Source organism: Polaromonas sp. CG_9.7, assembly GCF_015752205.1.
Classification (GTDB): domain Bacteria; phylum Pseudomonadota; class Gammaproteobacteria; order Burkholderiales; family Burkholderiaceae_C; genus Polaromonas.
In genome coordinates, this window is record NZ_JADOVG010000001.1 from 325,999 (window position 1) to 343,146 (window position 17,148).

The 17,148-nt window shown below is 58.8% G+C and carries 14 protein-coding genes; 6 read left to right on the forward strand and 8 right to left on the reverse strand.

Annotated elements, in window-relative coordinates; all coding sequences use genetic code 11:
- Positions 1-29: 29 nt before the first annotated feature.
- The 3 genes from sdhD to IWX87_RS01535 all read right to left on the reverse strand — a co-directional run bounded on the left by sdhD (position 30) and on the right by IWX87_RS01535 (position 1,806).
- Positions 30-395, reverse strand: a complete 366-nt coding sequence (sdhD, locus tag IWX87_RS01525) for a succinate dehydrogenase, hydrophobic membrane anchor protein (protein WP_196861728.1) — start codon at positions 393-395, stop codon at positions 30-32.
- 69 nt (positions 396-464) lie between these two features.
- Positions 465-911, reverse strand: a complete 447-nt coding sequence (gene sdhC / locus IWX87_RS01530; protein WP_196861729.1) for a succinate dehydrogenase, cytochrome b556 subunit — start codon at positions 909-911, stop codon at positions 465-467.
- A gap of 127 nt (positions 912-1,038) precedes the next feature.
- A complete protein-coding gene (locus IWX87_RS01535; protein WP_231374331.1) occupies positions 1,039-1,806 on the reverse strand; it encodes a GntR family transcriptional regulator in 768 nt (255 codons plus the stop codon).
- 312 nt (positions 1,807-2,118) lie between these two features.
- Here IWX87_RS01535 and IWX87_RS01540 point away from each other — a divergent pair, with 312 nt between their 5' ends.
- The 4 genes from IWX87_RS01540 to IWX87_RS01555 all read left to right on the forward strand — a co-directional run bounded on the left by IWX87_RS01540 (position 2,119) and on the right by IWX87_RS01555 (position 7,551).
- Entirely contained in the window at positions 2,119-3,105 is a 987-nt protein-coding gene (locus IWX87_RS01540; RefSeq protein ID WP_196861731.1) for a malate dehydrogenase, read from the forward strand.
- Positions 3,106-3,202: 97 nt separating this feature from the next.
- Positions 3,203-4,192 carry a CoA ester lyase gene (locus IWX87_RS01545; protein WP_196861732.1) on the forward strand — a complete coding sequence of 330 codons (990 nt, stop codon included), beginning with the start codon at positions 3,203-3,205 and terminating at the stop codon, positions 4,190-4,192.
- A 26-nt stretch (positions 4,193-4,218) separates the two neighbouring features.
- Positions 4,219-4,881, forward strand: a complete 663-nt coding sequence (locus tag IWX87_RS01550) for a hypothetical protein (RefSeq protein ID WP_196861733.1) — start codon at positions 4,219-4,221, stop codon at positions 4,879-4,881.
- A 54-nt stretch (positions 4,882-4,935) separates the two neighbouring features.
- Positions 4,936-7,551: a bifunctional aconitate hydratase 2/2-methylisocitrate dehydratase gene (locus IWX87_RS01555; protein WP_196861734.1), complete on the forward strand. Its 2,616-nt coding sequence runs from the start codon at positions 4,936-4,938 to the stop codon at positions 7,549-7,551.
- Between the two features lie 123 nt (positions 7,552-7,674).
- Here the strand turns inward: IWX87_RS01555 and hflC are convergent, their stop codons facing one another.
- From hflC to IWX87_RS01570, 3 genes are all read right to left on the reverse strand, one after another.
- Complete coding sequence (hflC, locus tag IWX87_RS01560) at positions 7,675-8,649, reverse strand: protease modulator HflC (protein WP_196861735.1); 975 nt, start codon at positions 8,647-8,649, stop codon at positions 7,675-7,677.
- Positions 8,646-9,968: an FtsH protease activity modulator HflK gene (gene hflK / locus IWX87_RS01565; protein ID WP_231374340.1), complete on the reverse strand. Its 1,323-nt coding sequence runs from the start codon at positions 9,966-9,968 to the stop codon at positions 8,646-8,648. Before hflK ends, hflC begins: the two co-directional genes overlap by 4 nt.
- 481 nt (positions 9,969-10,449) lie before the next feature.
- Positions 10,450-10,965 carry a pyridoxamine 5'-phosphate oxidase family protein gene (locus IWX87_RS01570; protein WP_196861736.1) on the reverse strand — a complete coding sequence of 172 codons (516 nt, stop codon included), beginning with the start codon at positions 10,963-10,965 and terminating at the stop codon, positions 10,450-10,452.
- A gap of 481 nt (positions 10,966-11,446) precedes the next feature.
- Here IWX87_RS01570 and IWX87_RS01575 point away from each other — a divergent pair, with 481 nt between their 5' ends.
- Positions 11,447-14,416, forward strand: coding sequence for an aconitate hydratase (locus IWX87_RS01575; protein WP_196861737.1), 2,970 nt, complete (start codon positions 11,447-11,449; stop codon positions 14,414-14,416).
- Positions 14,417-14,486: 70 nt separating this feature from the next.
- The gene (locus IWX87_RS01580; RefSeq protein ID WP_196861738.1) at positions 14,487-15,752 is read left to right on the forward strand and encodes an FAD-dependent monooxygenase; all 1,266 of its coding nucleotides are present in this window, start codon (positions 14,487-14,489) and stop codon (positions 15,750-15,752) included.
- Positions 15,753-15,844: 92 nt separating this feature from the next.
- Here IWX87_RS01580 and IWX87_RS01585 read toward each other — a convergent pair whose 3' ends face one another.
- Positions 15,845-16,450, reverse strand: coding sequence for a DUF4337 domain-containing protein (locus IWX87_RS01585; RefSeq protein ID WP_196861739.1), 606 nt, complete (start codon positions 16,448-16,450; stop codon positions 15,845-15,847).
- Between the two features lie 10 nt (positions 16,451-16,460).
- A complete protein-coding gene (locus IWX87_RS01590; RefSeq protein ID WP_196861740.1) occupies positions 16,461-17,018 on the reverse strand; it encodes a cytochrome b in 558 nt (185 codons plus the stop codon).
- Between the last annotated feature and the right edge of the window lie 130 nt (positions 17,019-17,148).

Consider the following 17,148-nt stretch of genomic DNA (forward strand, 5'->3'; position numbering starts at 1 on the left):
CAGCGTTGACCTTGGGGAAAGGCTGCGGATCAAAGGCGCCACAGCACCTGGATACCCCAGCCTGCGCAGGCGATCAGCCAGAAGATGGTGAACACCTGCAGCAGCAAGCGCAGGCCTACCGGTTTGATGTAATCCATCCAGATGTCGCGCATGCCTACCCATACATGCTGAAGCATGGCAATGATGACCGCAAAGGTAAGAACCTTCATCCATTGGGGGGAAAAGATCCCGGCCCACTGGTCATAGCCCATAGGTCCCTTGCTGAAAATGACTTGCCCCAGCAGCAGCAGGGTGAAAATGGCCATGAGAGCCGCAGTGATGCGTTGGCTCAGCCAGTCGCGGGTGCCGTAATGAGCGCCGACAACGATGCGCTTTGAGCCGTAATTGACAGACATGATTTTTTTCCTTGATCAGAATGGAGGCAACGCTGGCTCTGCTAGCGCAGCAACCAGCCCGCGCACTTTTTAGTAGAGTCCGAACAGCTTGGCACCCAGCACCAGCGTGAGGCCAATGCTGACGATCAGCGTGAAGGCGGCTGATTGCTTGCCAAAAGTCTTGCTGACGGCTTCATGGCTGCTGTCCATCCACAAATGCCGGATACCCGCCAGGAAATGGTGCAGGTAAGCCCAGATCAGTGCCAGGGCCACCAGTTTCCAGAGCACGCCTGGCAAACCAAGCATGCCCGCATTGAAGGTGGATTTGAAGCGGTCAAAAGAGATGTCTGAAGAAATCGACGTATCAAACATCCAGATGATGAAAGGCATCAGCAGAAACATAATGGCTCCGCTAACACGGTGCAGGATCGAAACAATTCCGGCCAGCGGCAGTCGGTAGCTTGGCAGGTCAGTAAAGGCATTGATGTTGCGGAACTCTGGCCGCTTGGGGCGTGGTGTAGATGCCAGCTCTGTCATTTTTATGGGCTTTCGTGGTGGTAACCGGTTGGTAACTCAGCGGATCATGACTGTCCGTCGATCATTTTAATTCTATTGCAATGCAGCAAATTTATTTGCAAAGCGTTGCCTTTTTGGGGCAATGCTGCTAGCTGAGCACATTTTTATAGTGATGGGTGTCGGTTCGGTACAGGCCCCGGCGCAACTCCATCGGGATGTCGTTGTAGGTGTAAGCAATGCGTTCGACGCTCAATAGCGGTTCGCCCTGCTTCACATCCAGCAGCCTTGCCGCCACCGTATCGGCTGCGATGGCACGGATTTTTTCTTCGGCACGGACCATATGGACGCCAAACTCGGTTTCGAATAACGCATACATGGGCCCGCCGTAGACCGCCAGGCGGCTGGCAGTCAGACCTTTGAAAGGGCCGCCCGGCAGCCAGACGTCCTCGACAATCGTGGGCGTCCCCTGGAATGACAGCACCCGGCGCAACTGAAGCACGGCGTCGCCGGTTCGCAGTGCCAAAGGGCGGGCGATGTCAGCCGTGGCCCGAATCCGCTTGCAGTCAACTATCTGGCGTTCCGCCGGGCCTTCGCTGCTGGTGTCACCGTTGTCCGGCATCAGCCGAAGGAAACGGTATTGCACCTGCTGCTCGGCGTGGGTGGCAACGAAGGTTCCCTTGCCCTGGCGACGGATCACCAGGTTTTCTGCGGCAAGTTCGTCAATGGCTTTTCGAACGGTTCCCTGACTGACGCGAAAGCGCGCAGCGAGTTCCATCTCGCTTGGAATCAGTGCGCCAGGCTTCCATTCAGCCGCTTGCAGTCCTTTGAGGATCAGTACCTTTATCTGCTGGTACAGCGGGCTGAATGCCGGGGTCTGTCCCGCAGGCGCGACGGTCTCCTGCTCGGCAGCTGCCATTGAGGTATCGGGTATTGAAGAATTGGTATTTGTCATACAGCAAATTTGCGCAGCGACCTGTGATCATGGGGCGCAGCGCCTGAGCCGGACATGAAAATATGCCTTGATCATATCTTATATAAGACATAAGACAAGTTGACCTGACGCGATTTTCAAGCGTAAAATCCCGGGTTGTGCATCGTACGGACCTTGTTTGTTGATTTTGTTAGAAAAGACGCTGCTCTCATGGTCCGGCAAAGCTTGAATTTGCGACGCAAACCCTGTGTCATTTTCTGTCCAATCATTTTTTAACCTTCCTTGGAGTTGTCAGTCATGAGCAAAAAACCCGTACGTGTTGCAGTTACCGGTGCTGCCGGTCAAATCGGTTATGCGCTGCTGTTTCGCATTGCCTCGGGCGAAATGCTTGGCAAGGACCAGCCGGTGATTTTGCAATTGCTTGAAGTGCCAGTAGAAGGCCCGCAAAAAGCGCTTAAGGGCGTGATGATGGAAATCGACGATTGCGCGTTCCCGCTGCTGGTTGAGATGACTGCCCACAGCGACCCGATGACCGCCTTCAAGGATGCCGATTACGCCTTGCTGGTCGGCTCGCGTCCGCGCGGCCCTGGCATGGAGCGTGCCGAGCTGTTGGCTGTCAATGGCGCGATTTTCACGGCACAGGGCAAGGCACTCAATGACGTTGCCAGCCGCGACGTGCGTGTGCTGGTGGTTGGCAACCCCGCCAACACCAATGCCTATATCGCCATGAAGAGCGCGCCTGACCTGCCACGAAAGAACTTCACCGCCATGCTGCGCCTGGACCACAACCGCGCTGCCAGCCAGATCGCTGCCAAGACCGGCAAGGCCGTGGCCGACATCGAAAAATTGACGGTCTGGGGCAACCACTCGCCCACCATGTACGCCGACTACCGATTTGCCACCATCAACGGTGAAAGCGTCGCCCAGATGGTCAATGACCAGGAATGGAACGCCAATACCTTCCTGCCGACCGTTGGCAAGCGCGGCGCTGCCATCATTGAAGCGCGCGGTTCCTCATCGGCTGCATCGGCTGCCAACGCCGCCATTGACCACATGCGGGACTGGGCGCTCGGCACCAATGGCAAGTGGGTCACGATGGGTATTCCATCCGATGGCCAATACGGTATTCCAAAGGACACGATGTTCGGTTTCCCCGTGACCTGCGAAAACGGTGAATACAAGATTGTTGAGGGCCTGGAAATTGATGCATTCAGCCAGGAACGCATCAACAAGACGCTGGAAGAGTTGCAGGGCGAACAAGCCGGCGTCGCACACCTTCTGTAATAGCCAGCCGGAAAATCGGGGGGCGTTGTCAATATCGTTGCGATGCCCACCCAACTCCCGAGCCATTGGTCATCGTCCCCAGAACCAAGTTTATTCAATGACACATCCGCGCGAAGTTCTCCTCGGCGCTCAGGCCGCAGCGGCTTTTTTGCCCGTTTGCGACCATTACAGCGGTGTGGAAGCGCGGATGCGCAAAAGCTTGCAGTTGCAGGCAGAAATGATCGAGGAGTTCGGCGCCTGCGTGTTCGACGTGACACTGGACTGTGAAGATGGCGCGCCGGTCGGCGGTGAAGCCGACCATGCCGCCATGGTGGTGTCGCTCGCCGCATTGGCTGGCGACAAGGCCCGCGTCGCCGTTAGGGTGCATGCAGTTGGCCACCCGGCTTTTGACTCTGACATGGCCGTTATTGCCGGAAAACTTGGCAACCAGCTCTCACACATCATGGTTCCCAAGGTGGAATCCATCGATGACGTGATCAAGGCCGAGCAAGCGCTGCTGGCTGCATCGGCCGGGAATTTACCCCTGCATGTGCTGATCGAGTCCCCCCTTGCCGTTCGCAATGCCTTTGACATTGCCGCACACCCCCGCGTCCAGTCGCTCAGCTTTGGCCTGATGGACTTTGTCTCCAGCCATGGTGGCGCGATTCCTGCCGATGGCATGGACAGCCAGGGCCAGTTCACCCATCCGCTGGTCGTGCGCGCCAAACTTGAAATCGCTTCCGCCTGTCATGCTTATGGCAAGGTGCCTTCACATTGCGTGGTGACGGAATTCAACGATGCCACGGCCATGACGCTCGCCGCGCGGCGAGCCTCGCGTGAACTGGGCTACACCCGAATGTGGAGCATTCATCCAAATCAGATACGCTTCATTTTGGCGGCTTTTGCCCCAAGTGAGGATGAAATTGGAAATGCTACAAAAATAATAGCTGCTGCTGCCCTTGTGGATTGGGCTCCCATTAGTTTTGATGGTAAATTGCATGACAGGGCGAGTTATCGCTATTTTTGGCAGGTGCTGGAGCGAGCCCACCAGACGGGCCGCACCCTGCCGCCTGACGCTCAAACTTATTTTACGGATGCTCCTGGATGAGCGCCAACCCAATGACGAGGAATCGTATGAAAACCCAACCCTTCGCCACCCTCGCCGCCGCTTTGGCTGCTGCTTTCCTTCTGGCCGCTGCGCCTATGGCACAGGCAGAGACTGACAAGACGTCTGACAAGGCGGCGCCCGGCAAGACAAGCGCTACCAAGCCTGCGGCCAGCAAAACTGCAGCAGCCAAGGCCGACAAGCCAGCGGTTAAAAAGAAGGCTGAAAAGAAGCCGAAGGTTTCTGCCAGCCGTACCAGCCTCAAGAGTGCTGCCGTCAACGTGGCGGCCGGAATCCAGGCTGCCGAGGCCGCCATGACACCAACTGAACTGGCAATTGCCGAACGAGTGCAAGTGGGCAAGATGCCGTGCGAACTGGGCGCTTCGGTCACGCTGACCGCCGACGCCAAGAATCCCGGTTACTTCGACATGCAAGGCAAGAACTTCAGTTACCGCATGTTTCCAGTGGCCACTTCCACCGGTGCCATTCGTCTGGAAGACCAGAATGCCGGCGCTGTCTGGCTGCAACTTGCCAATAAATCGATGCTGATGAGCCAAAAGCAGGGCATTCGTCTGGCGGACGAATGCGTCAGTCCTGAGCAAATGATCGTGGCGCAGAACCTTAAATTGCATCCGCCCGCCAGTATTCTGGATGCGCCTCCAGTGGTGGCCAATCCGGTCCCGGCCCAGTAAAGCGTTTTTCTTCTCGTCGCCACGATTTCTTATAACTTCAATCTGAGGGTAGCCATGTCATCCGAGTTTCTGCCAACCTACCGCAACCATGTTGCCGAACGTGCTGTTTTGGGTATTCCACCGTTGCCTTTGACTGCCCAGCAAACCGGCGAGGTCATAGAACTGCTGAAGAACCCGCCCGTAGGCGAGGACGTTTTTCTGCTCAACCTGATCACCCACCGCGTACCGGCTGGCGTCGATGCCGCCGCCAAGGTCAAGGCCAGCTACCTGGCTGCCGTGGCGCACGGCACTGAAAAATCTTCACTGCTTTCGCGTGAAAAAGCCACGCAACTGCTGGGCACCATGCTGGGTGGCTACAACATCAGCCCCATGATTGCGCTGCTTGATGACGCCGATGACAGCGTTGCAGCGCAAGCGGCCAGCGGCCTGAAAAATACCTTGTTGATGTTCGACCAGTTTCATGACGTGCAGGAAAAGGCCGAAAAAGGCAACCACTTCGCCAAGGCTGTGCTGCAAAGCTGGGCCGATGCCGAATGGTTCACCAGCCGCCCTGAAGTGCCTGAATCGATCCAGCTGACTGTGTTCAAGGTCGCTGGCGAAATCAATACCGACGATCTGTCGCCCGCACCCGACGCCTGGAGCCGCCCCGACATTCCATTGCATGCACTGGCCATGCACAAGAATGCCCGTCCCGGCGTCACGCCAGAAGAAGACGGCAAGCGCGGTCCGGTCAAGTTCATTGAGGAACTCAAGGCCAAAGGCAATCTCGTGGCCTATGTGGGCGACGTGGTCGGCACCGGTTCTTCGCGCAAGTCCGCCACCAACTCGGTGTTGTGGTTCACCGGCGAAGACATTCCCTTTGTGCCGAACAAGCGTTTTGGCGGCGTCTGCCTGGGCAGCAAGATTGCCCCGATTTTCTACAACACCATGGAAGACTCGGGCGCATTGCCAATCGAACTTGATGTGTCGCAAATGAACATGGGCGACGTGGTCGAACTGCGCCCCTACGAAGGTAAAGCACTGAAAAACGGCGAAGTGATCGCCGAATTCAAGCTCAAAAGCGACGTGTTGTTTGACGAGGTGCGCGCTGGCGGCCGCATTCCGCTGATCGTCGGTCGTGGCCTGACAGCCAAAGCCCGCGCCGCGTTGGGCTTGCCTGTGTCAACGCTGTTCCGCTTGCCGCAAGACCCTGAAGCCACCGAGCGTGGCTTCACGCTGGCGCAAAAGATGGTCGGCCGCGCGGTCGGCTTGCCGGAAGGCCAGGGCGTTCGTCCCGGAACCTATTGCGAACCCAAGATGACCTCGGTCGGCTCGCAGGACACCACCGGCCCGATGACCCGCGATGAGTTGAAAGACCTGGCCTGCCTCGGTTTCTCGGCTGACCTGGTCATGCAGTCGTTTTGCCACACCGCCGCCTACCCCAAGCCGGTCGATGTGAAGATGCACCACGAACTGCCTGACTTCATGAGCGACCGGGGCGGCATTCCGCTGCGTCCGGGCGACGGCATTATCCACAGCTGGCTTAACCGCATGCTGCTGCCCGACACCGTCGGCACCGGCGGCGACAGCCACACGCGTTTCCCCATCGGCATCAGCTTTCCGGCCGGCTCCGGCCTCGTGGCTTTCGGCGCGGCTACCGGCGTCATGCCGCTGGACATGCCCGAGTCGGTGCTGGTGCGCTTCAAGGGCGAGATGCAGCCCGGCATCACGCTTCGTGATCTGGTCAACGCCATTCCGCTGTACGCCATCAAGGCCGGCTTGCTGACCGTGGCCAAGCAGGGCAAGGTCAACATTTTCTCGGGCCGCATCCTGGAAATCGAAGGGTTGCCAAACCTGAAGGTCGAGCAGGCGTTTGAATTGAGCGATGCGTCGGCCGAGCGGTCTGCCGGCGGCTGCACGGTGCACCTGAACAAGGAACCGATCATTGAGTACATCACCAGCAACATCACCATGCTGAAGTGGATGATTGCCACCGGTTATTCGGATGTGCGCACCATCAAGCGCCGCATTACCGCGATGGAAGCCTGGCTGGCCGACCCGCAATTGCTCAAGGGCGATGACGACGCAGAATACGCCGCCATTATCGAGATTGACCTGGCTGACATCCACGAGCCCATCGTGGCTTGCCCGAACGATCCGGACGATGTAAAAACCCTGGCTGATGTCGCCGGCAGCGTCATCGACGAAGTGTTCATTGGCAGCTGCATGACCAACATCGGCCATTTCCGCGCCGCGTCCAAGCTGCTCGAAGGCAAGCGTGACATTCCTGTCAAGCTGTGGATGGCGCCACCGACCAAGATGGACGCCAAGCAACTGAGCGAAGAAGGCCATTACGGCGTGCTGGGTTCTGCTGGCGCGCGCATGGAAATGCCCGGCTGCTCGCTGTGCATGGGCAACCAGGCGCAGGTGAAGGAGGGCGCTACCGTGTTTTCGACCTCGACACGCAACTTTCCGAACCGTCTGGGCAAAAATTCCAACGTCTACCTGGGTTCCGCCGAACTGGCCGCTATCTGCTCCAAGCTGGGCCGCATACCGACCCGGGCCGAGTACATGGCCGACATGCAGGTATTGACAGCGTCAAGCGCCCAGGTGTACCAGTACCTGAACTTTGACCGGGTCAAGGACTACACCGACATGGCAGATACGGTGAAGGATGGCGTGCCGGCATAAGCCCTTCAGGGCCAGGCAGCCGAAAAAAAGCCCCGTCACGAAGGTGACGGGGCTTTTTTATGTCTGTGGTCCGAGCACATCAGAACAAAGTCCGGTTCAGGCTACCCCGCCTGAGGCACACACTCAGCGCGTCGACCGGGTATTGCCCGGCATTCCGGACTGCTTCAGGTAGCGGTAATAGTCGCTGTCAGTGGTCATGATCATCACGGAATTCTTGTTTTGCCCTTCCTTGTAGGCTTCCAGGGTGCGGGAGAACGCGTAAAACTCGGGATCGGCGTTGTAGGCCTCGCCATAGACGCGGGCGGCCTCGGCATCCGCCTTGCCCCGGATTTCCTGGACCTTGCGATAGGCGCTGGACCGGATTTCACTCAGTTCTTTGCCCATGGTACCGAGAATCTCGGCGCTCTGACCTTCACCTTCCGAGCGGAACTGCGCGGCAATGCGCTTGCGTTCCGAGATCATCCGTGAATAGACTCTTTCACGCACGCTTTCCACATAGTCAAGGCGCTTGATGCGCACATCCACCAGCTCTATTCCATACTGCGGCATGATTTTTCGGGCTTCCATCAGGATGGTTCGTGTGATCTCCTCGCGTCCACGCGAGACCTGCTGTTTCAGCTGCTCCTGCACCTCTGCCGGTGCTTCTTCGACCGCCTGTCCAGCGGGCGCTTCCCATGAGGCGCTGCGGACCAGTTCCACCAGTTCGCTGCCCGACACCTGATCGCGCACCACTGAATCGATGATGTCGTCCAGGCGGGAGCGAGCGCCTGTCTCTGTGGCAACGCTTTCGAGGAAGGTCGTGGCATCGGCAATGCGCCAGCGTGCCGTTGTGTCTATCCAGATGAACTCTCGCCCTTTGGTGGGAATCTGGTTGGGTGCACCGTCCCAGATCAACAGGCGCTTTTCAAAAAGTCGAACGTCCTGGATGAAGGGGATCTTGATGTGCAGCCCGGCTTCGGTGACGGGTTTTCCGACAGGCCGCCCGAACTGGACGATCACTGCCTGCTTGCCCTCTTCCAGGGTATAAAAGGTTCCCGAGAAGGCGATGATGGCCGTCAGAACCAAGGCCCCCAATCCGATGGTGATTGATTTCTTCATGGCAGTTTTGCTCCTTTGATGGCTTCTGGCAGCCTGCTTGCGCCGCTTGTGGGCACAGGTAACTGGCCCCCATCCATGCTAATCAGCGGCAGCATGGCACGCTGCTCGCTATCGACGATATACACGGCTTTCGCGTCCGGCAGGATGCTGCCCATGGCTTCCAGATAAAGCCGGCTGCGGGTGACTTCAGGCGACTTCTTGTAATCGGCAAGAATGGCCTTGAAACGCGTTGCTTCGCCCTCGGCGCGGTTGACCCGCTCGACGGCGTAGCCTTCGGCTTCGGTGACCGTCTGGACCGCCTCTCCACGCGCCTTGGGAATCTCGCGATTGGCTTGTTCCTGCGCCTGATTGATGGTTCGCTCTTTGTCCTGGCGCGCCTCATTGACTTCGTTGAACGCGGGCTTGACGCTGTCTGGCGGCGTCACATCTTGAAGCTCCACCGTCACCAGCTGGACTCCCGTGCCATAGGCCGTAAGGATTTTTTGCATCTCCTCTTTGACCTTTAGGGAAATACCGACCCGGCCGACAGTCAGTACATCGCTGCCCAAACGGTTGCCAACCACCCGCCGCATGACGGCCTCGGCTGTGTCCCGTATCGTCTGTCGCGATTCCCGCACCTCGAAAAGGTAGCTGGTCGGGTCTTCAATCCGGTACTGGACAATCCACTGCACATCGATCACGTTGAGGTCGCCGCTCAACATCAGCGACACTTCCTTGTAAGGGTTGTTGTTGGCGGCATACTGGGTTCGCGCACCACCTGGACCGCCGGCATCGGTCGTGACGAAGCCAAACTCCTCTTTCAGCACGCGGGCTGTAGGCACCATCCGGACTTTCTCGATCCCGCTGGGGAACTTGAAATGCAGTCCGGGACCGACCGTGCGGTCCACTGCGCCAAAACGCTGGACGATCCCGGTTTCCTCGGGTTGCACCGTGAACCAGCTCGTGGCGAAAAAGAACAAAAGCAATACCCCGGCGGCAATCATGCGAATCGATCTGCCGCCGAGCCCGGCGGCACGTTTTCGCAAGGCGGCGACAACATCTTCGGGGTCATAAGTGGGCATGGTTTTCCTTTCAGGAATGCGTGAGATGCCGCACGGCATGGCCGTGGCCCATCTCGAGAGGTAAAGAGAATCTTGAACGGCGCCGCATTCTTGTTGATGCGATGGCGCTGTCAGCGACCCGTCCAGCGCCTGGCGCCTGTCACGGGAGTCGGCAGTTCCTGGCCGAGCGGATTGCGGGGATTTGAGCGCGTGCGTCAGGCGCAGCGTCGGGGTGATGACCTTGTTGCCGGTCTGGGGCAAGCGGTCTGTGTTGTCCATCACCCATGGAAAAATCCAGCTTGCTCGACACTTTTACGTCTGTAAGCGAGGTGATGGTTTGTACTTTATTGTAAGTGCAGGTACCCCAGCAGTCCGTTTGGCCCTGAAAAGCCGTTCAACGCATGTTGATTTTCGACTGGCTGATCAGCCCGTTGAAAACAGCTGATTGCCTTCCTGGACAGGAACGCTGCGTTGTTTGCCACCAGGCTCGGCAACATAAAGCCTTTTTGGCTGGACAGACATGCGCGCCGCTCGCGACATGCTCAACTGTGACGCGAAGGTAGTAAAAGCACAGCTGAATCAAACCGCCAACGGCCTTGCTTTCATGCGCTGATCAATCAGGTCAATCGACGTATGACGTGGAAAATTTGATTTTCAAGCTCAAGCATGCAGCGCACAAGCCTGGTTTTTGCGCATGACTGCCGGATTTATTGGAGCCCCGGGTTTGTTGACGTAATCAGGGGCTCGGTGAAGTAAGCGTTCAGGACAGGTTGAGCTCTTTGTGCTCGCCAAAATTTTTCGGTGGCTCGCCGGTGACAGCCGCCTTGGCCATGCGCACCAGCTGGACCATCTTGCTTTCCTTCACATCCCAGTATTCGGCATGGCCGATCAGGACTTCCAGCAGCGCGACGTCTGGATCGGTTGGGCCGCCCGGGAACCAGGCCTTGGCCATCGGCGTCCACAGCGTTTCTTTTTTGCCCATGTCTTCTACGATCAGCGCCTTGCCAGACACGGAAACATAGCTGTCTTCGCCGGTGTCGGCATAGGACACGTTGACGTTGTCGTCCTGAGCAATATGTTCAGCAATTTCGCCGCTGCGGGAAACGAAGAAGTACAAGCGGTTCCCTTCATCCATGTTTTTGTTTTGTGTCGTCAACGGCTGGCTGTGCATCATGCCGTTTGCGTGGCGGTGGACGAACATGCCGAACTTGATGTCCTTGATCAAATCCCAAAGTTTTTGATGCTCTGTTGTCGTGGTGGTTGACGTGGTGCTCATGAAATCTCCGTGAAGTGGTTGAGTTGCGCATTCAATTTAGGCCAGTGAATGCCAAACACGAATCAGCCGCTGGCTTGCCTGGCTGTCGGTACTTGCCGATAAGCCAGGTGTAAGAGATCAGTGGATTTCAGCCTGTTGCCAACGCTGTGTCGAATTCGGCTGTTTTTCAACGAGAACAGGCTTTTGCGCTTGCCTATCGTGTATTTTCTGCTATTAAAAAATATTTTCAGCTTGGAGGCTTAGTGGCTACGCGATCACGCTGACGTGTCAATCGAACGGGTTCAGTACAGCGCCTGGCAACACTTTGCCAGGCAAGCCGGCGGCCTGGTGTATTTCGGATCACTTCAACGTCATCTGACCGCTGTCAAAGCCGCCGACCCTAAAGCGCTTGCGCTGCAACGGGTCGTTTGGCATTTTTGTTCCAGGTTGGCCCGCTGCCTGCCAGAATGTGACTTGATGATTTACCCCAAAGGAGACTGCCATGGCCCATACGCCCACCCACGCTATCCCTGCCTCAAACGCTGCACATGCCTTTGCCTCCACCTTGCAGAGCTTTGAGACTGCTTCTGGGAAGGCGGGAAAGTTCCACTCCCTGCCGGCTCTGGCTGAACACTACCCCAGCGTCAAGCGTTTGCCGGTGTCGGTGCGCATCGTGCTGGAGTCGGTGCTGCGCAACTGCGACGGCAAGAAGGTCACGGCCGAGCATGTCGAGCAACTCGCCAATTGGCAGCCACAGGCCGACAGAAGTGAAGAAATTCCGTTTGTCGTCTCGCGTGTGGTGCTGCAGGACTTTACCGGCGTGCCGCTCCTGGCCGACCTGGCCGCGATGCGCAGTGTTGCCGTCAAGCTGGGCAAGGACCCGAAAGCCATCGAGCCCCTGGTGCCGGTCGATCTGGTGGTCGACCATTCGATCATGGTCGATTACTTTGGTACCAAGGACGCCATCGACCTGAACATGAGGCTTGAATTCCAGCGCAACCGCGAACGTTACGAATTCATGAAATGGGGCATGCAGGCGTTTGACACCTTTGGCGTCGTGCCGCCGGGCTTTGGCATCGTGCACCAGGTCAACCTCGAATTCCTGGCGCGCGGCGTGCACAAGACAAAAGATGACGTGTATTACCCCGACACCCTGGTTGGCACCGACAGCCACACCACCATGATCAACGGCATTGGCGTGGTCGGCTGGGGCGTGGGCGGCATTGAGGCCGAAGCCGCCATGCTCGGCCAGCCGGTGTATTTGCTGACGCCCGACGTGGTCGGCATGGAGCTGACCGGCAAGCTGCGCGAGGGCGTGACCGCCACCGACCTGGTGTTGCGCGTGACCGAAACCCTGCGCCGTGAAAAGGTGGTCGGCAAGTTTGTCGAATTCTTTGGCGAAGGCACGCGCTCTCTGGCCTTGCCTGACCGCGCCACCATTGGCAACATGGCGCCTGAATACGGCGCCACCATGGGCTTTTTCCCGGTGGATGAAAAGACCATCGACTACTTCCGGGGTACCGGCCGCACCGAAGAGGAAATCGAAACTTTCGAGGCTTACTTCAAGGCGCAAGGCCTGTTTGGCGTGGCCGCCGCCGGTGACATCGACTATTCGCAGGTCGTCAAGCTGAACCTCGATGACGTCACGCCCAGCCTGGCCGGCCCGAAACGGCCGCAGGACCGCATCGAACTGGGCAACGTTGCCAACCAGTTCCGCTCGCTTTACAGCAAGTCGAATGCTGAAAATGGTTTCAACCAGCCCGCCAGCACGCTCAATACGCGTCACCTGGTGTGCCCCCCCGACACGGAGCGAGCCAAGACGCTTCCGGGTGCGCCACCCACGCCCATGGGTGCCCAGCGCTCGGTGGTCGAAATGGAGGCTAACCGTCCGACACTGGCGATTGCGCATGGGGACCGCGGCCAGGCATCCAGCAATGACACGCCAGCGGCGCGGGCAGACTCAAAAGGCCTGACCGTGGGCAATGGCGACGTGCTGATTGCCGCCATCACCAGCTGCACCAACACGTCCAACCCCAGCGTGCTGCTGGCCGCCGGACTCTTGGCCAAGAAAGCGGTCGAGGCGGGTCTGCGCGTACAGCCGCATATCAAGACCTCGCTGGCGCCCGGCTCGCGCATCGTGACCGAGTACCTGACTGAAACGGGGCTGATGCCTTACCTGGAGCAGCTCGGGTTTGACCTGGTCGGCTACGGTTGCACCACCTGCATCGGCAACTCGGGCGACCTGACGGCCGAGCTGAACGAGGCCATCAACGACAGTGACCTGGTCTGCGCTGCCGTGCTGTCAGGCAACCGCAATTTCGAGGCACGCATTCACCCGAACATCAAGGCCAACTTCCTGGCAAGCCCGCCACTGGTCGTCGCCTACGCGCTGGCCGGATCGGTATTGCGCGACCTGACCACCGAGTCGCTGGGCAAGGGCACGGACGGCAAGGAGGTGTTCCTGCGCGACGTGTGGCCGTCCAGTGACGAGATTCATGCGCTGATGAAGTTCGCCATGAACGGCGAAGCTTTCCGCGCCAATTACGCCAAGGTCAAGACCGAGCCCGGTGAGCTCTGGGCGGGTATTCATGGCGTGACCGGCAACGCCTACACCTGGCCGGACAGCACTTACATTGCAGAGCCACCGTTTTTTAACGATTTTGCTATGGAAATGAAAGCGCCTTCCGCAGATGGAGCGGGCGCTACAGGCCAAAACAATGAGTTTTCCGTAAAGGGTGCGCGCATCATGGCGCTGTTTGGAGACTCGATCACCACCGACCACATTTCGCCAGCCGGCTCGATCAAGGGCAGCTCGCCCGCCGGACAGTGGTTGCAAGCCAACGGCGTGCAAAAGGCCGACTTCAACAGCTACGGTTCGCGCCGTGGCAACCACGACGTGATGATGCGCGGCACCTTTGCCAACGTGCGCATCAAGAACTTGATGATTCCGGCCGACAAGGACGGTTCGCGCGAGGAGGGCGGCGTCACGCTGTTCCACGCAGGGCACGACACGCCGGACAGCGCGATCGAGAAAATGCCGATCTACGATGCCGCCATGAAGTACATGGCAGAAAACACGCCGACGGTGATTTTTGCCGGCGAGGAATACGGCACCGGCTCGTCACGCGACTGGGCCGCCAAGGGCACGCAGCTGCTGGGCATCAAGGCGGTGGTGGCGCGCAGTTTCGAGCGCATTCACCGCAGCAACCTGGTCGGCATGGGTGTATTGCCGCTGCAGTTTTTGCCGGGCGAGTCGTGGGAGTCGCTCAAGCTCGTCGGTTCTGAAACCGTCGAGGTGATTCCGCACCCTGAACTGAAGCCGCAAAGCGAAGCCAAGCTGCGCATCACCCGCGCCGATGGCTCGCACCAGGAAGTCACGGTGATCCTGCGCGTTGACACGCCGATCGAGGTGGACTACTACCGCAATGGAGGCATCCTGCCTTACGTCCTGCGGCAGCTGCTCGCGCAATGAAGGTGGGCGCTGATACTTTGCGCAGACACAAGGCTGGTGCTGAAGTCATGACCTGCGCAGCGTGCCGCGCATGACGCGTCAGGCCTTGATTGCCGGCGGCGGTATTGGCGGGCTGGCAGCGGCATTGGCCGCTTCGCGCGCGGGTTGGGATGTGCGGCTGTACGAGCGCGCTCCGGGCTTCAGCGAAGTCGGCGCGGGGGTCCAGCTGGGACCGAACGTGGTCAGGCTGCTGCATGGCTGGGGCCTGCAGGACGCACTGGAGCGGGTGGCGGCCTTTCCCCAGCGCCTTGTGGTGCGTGACGCCCTTTCATGTCAGGAACTGGGCACGATGCCGCTGGGCCAGCGGGCGCTGGAAAAATACGGCGCGCCTTATCTGACGCTTCACCGCTCCGACCTGCATGCGCTGCTTCTGCAGGCCGTGCAGGCACGGGATCAGGTGTGGCTCAAGCTGAACAGTTCCGTGATGGGTTATGCCGACAGTGGACGTGATGTCATCCTGCAGATGCAGCCTGCAACGGTGGCCACCCCTGGCCTGCATCCTGTGCAAGCTGCGCCATTGCTGGAAGTTGAAGGCGATGCGCTGATTGGCGCCGACGGGCTCTGGAGCCGCCTGCGCCAGCAGATGCTGAACGATGCGCCACCGCGTGTCACCGGTCACCTGGCTTACCGCGCCATGCTGTCGCAAGCCAGGCTGCCTGAGCGGCTGCGCAGCCAGCAGGTCACCGTCTGGCTGGGTCCGCGCCTGCATGTGGTGCATTACCCGGTTCGCAGCGGTGAATGGCTGAACTTGGTGGTCATCGTGCAGGGGCAGATTGCGGGCGACCTGCAAAGCTGGGACCACCATGCCAACGGGGCCGACCTGCAGCAAGCCATGGGTCAAACCGCCAAGCTGTTGCAGGACCTGATTCAGGCAGTGACCGATGGCGGCAACCAGGCCGAACCCAGCTGGCGTCTCTGGCCACTAAGCGACCGTCCCCCCATGACTGGCGCGTACCAGCAGGCACAAGGCCGCGTGGCCCTGCTAGGCGATGCAGCGCACCCGATGCGGCCCTACCTGGCGCAGGGCGCGGGCATGGCGATTGAAGATGCGGCAGAGCTGGGTTCGGTACTGGCTATGGCGCGAGACCCGGCTTTCGACGTGCCGACGGTGCTGCAGCGCTATGCCCTGAACCGCTGGGAGCGCAATGCCCGGGTGCAGGCCCGGTCATTGCGCAACGGCCAGATATTCCATGCGCAGGGTCCGCTGCGCTGGGCACGCGATGCTTCAATGAAGCTGCTGGGAGAAAAGCTGCTCGACATCCCCTGGCTTTACGGTACCGCGCCCAGACTTGAGTAAGTTGCTATTTAAAAAATAGCTGTAAACCAATGTCAGTAAAGCGGTAGAGCCAATTAAGGGTAAAGGTGACAGGGTTGAAAAGAAAACTCTGGTCACGACAGCAGCCGGATCAGCGCATCCGGGTGAATGCCCCAGCCCGCCAATCCTGACAGTCCCATCAGTACGCCAAAGCCTGTGGGCACCAGCGCCACGAAGTACAACCACCATAAATGGGTCAGCGCCGTCACCGCCAGCAATGAAATCGCAATGGCCAGCAGCGCATCGGCCAGGTCAAACTGGTCATCCCGGAAGTTGGCGGCGTCGTAGTCCCTCTGGTCTTGCTCGGCCTGAGCCTTCAGCGCATCTTTCTTTTTGGCCTGATCCGCGGCCAGTTGCGCATACTGCTCGATCGCTTGCTGGTAATTTTCGCGTTCAGAGGCAGGCTGAGACGGCGCTGCGAGCCGCAGTTGAAGCAACGTTCCCTTGGCAACTTCTTCGCGTATGTTGCGCGCCTGGTAGAAATTCCAGTGGTCAATCTTGTTGGCCTGGGCCTGCTGCATGGATTGGACAATGTTGTCGTCCTTGACCTTGCAGATGCCCATGAATGTGGCCAACAGCGCCACCGTGATGGCGACGCACTGGTTCAGCTTGCGGAATTTTGAAAAAGCAGATTCATCCGCTTCCTGTGACGAAAGGGTTTCAAGTGGATCGATGGCCATAGCGCCTGCCCTACCGTGAAAACCACATCCGCTGGAAAACGCCGTCTTTGTCAATCACCAAATGCTTGAGCCCTGCCAGCACATGCAGCGACACCAGCACCACCAGAATCCAGGCAGTCAACGAATGCGCCTCGAAGAACGTTTCTGCCAGGTCGTGGTTGGCGTCCAACACGCGGGGCAGGGCAGTGCCGAAAAACACGATGCCTTTGTTGCTCAGCAATGACCCGATGATGCCGAAGGTCGGCATGGCGATCATGGCGGCGTACAGCAGCCCGTGTGTTGCCCGTGATGCGTTGACCTGCCAGGACGGCACGCTGGCCGGCAAAGGCCGGGGTGGATGACTCAATCGCCAGACCAGGCGTAAAAGCACCAGCCCGGCAATCACCAGGCCAATGGATTTGTGCAGGTTGAAGAACCAGGCGCTGCCCGGATCGTCTTCAATCTCCAGCATGTACCAGCCCAGCGCAACCATGCCGATGATCAGGACGGCCAGCGTCCAGTGAAGCAATATGGCAAGGGGTGCATAGGGTTTGCTGCTGATCGCTGGAATAGAGCTGGGTGCGCGCATCGAGTTTCTTTTTTTGAGTGGTTATCAGGCGCTTGGATGAGTTGATAAAAGCCGATGAAGCTTTCGCCAGATTTGTATGTGGATCGTAAAACCGCCGTCTTAAAGGAAGATTAAGCCGCGCGGCTTTGCA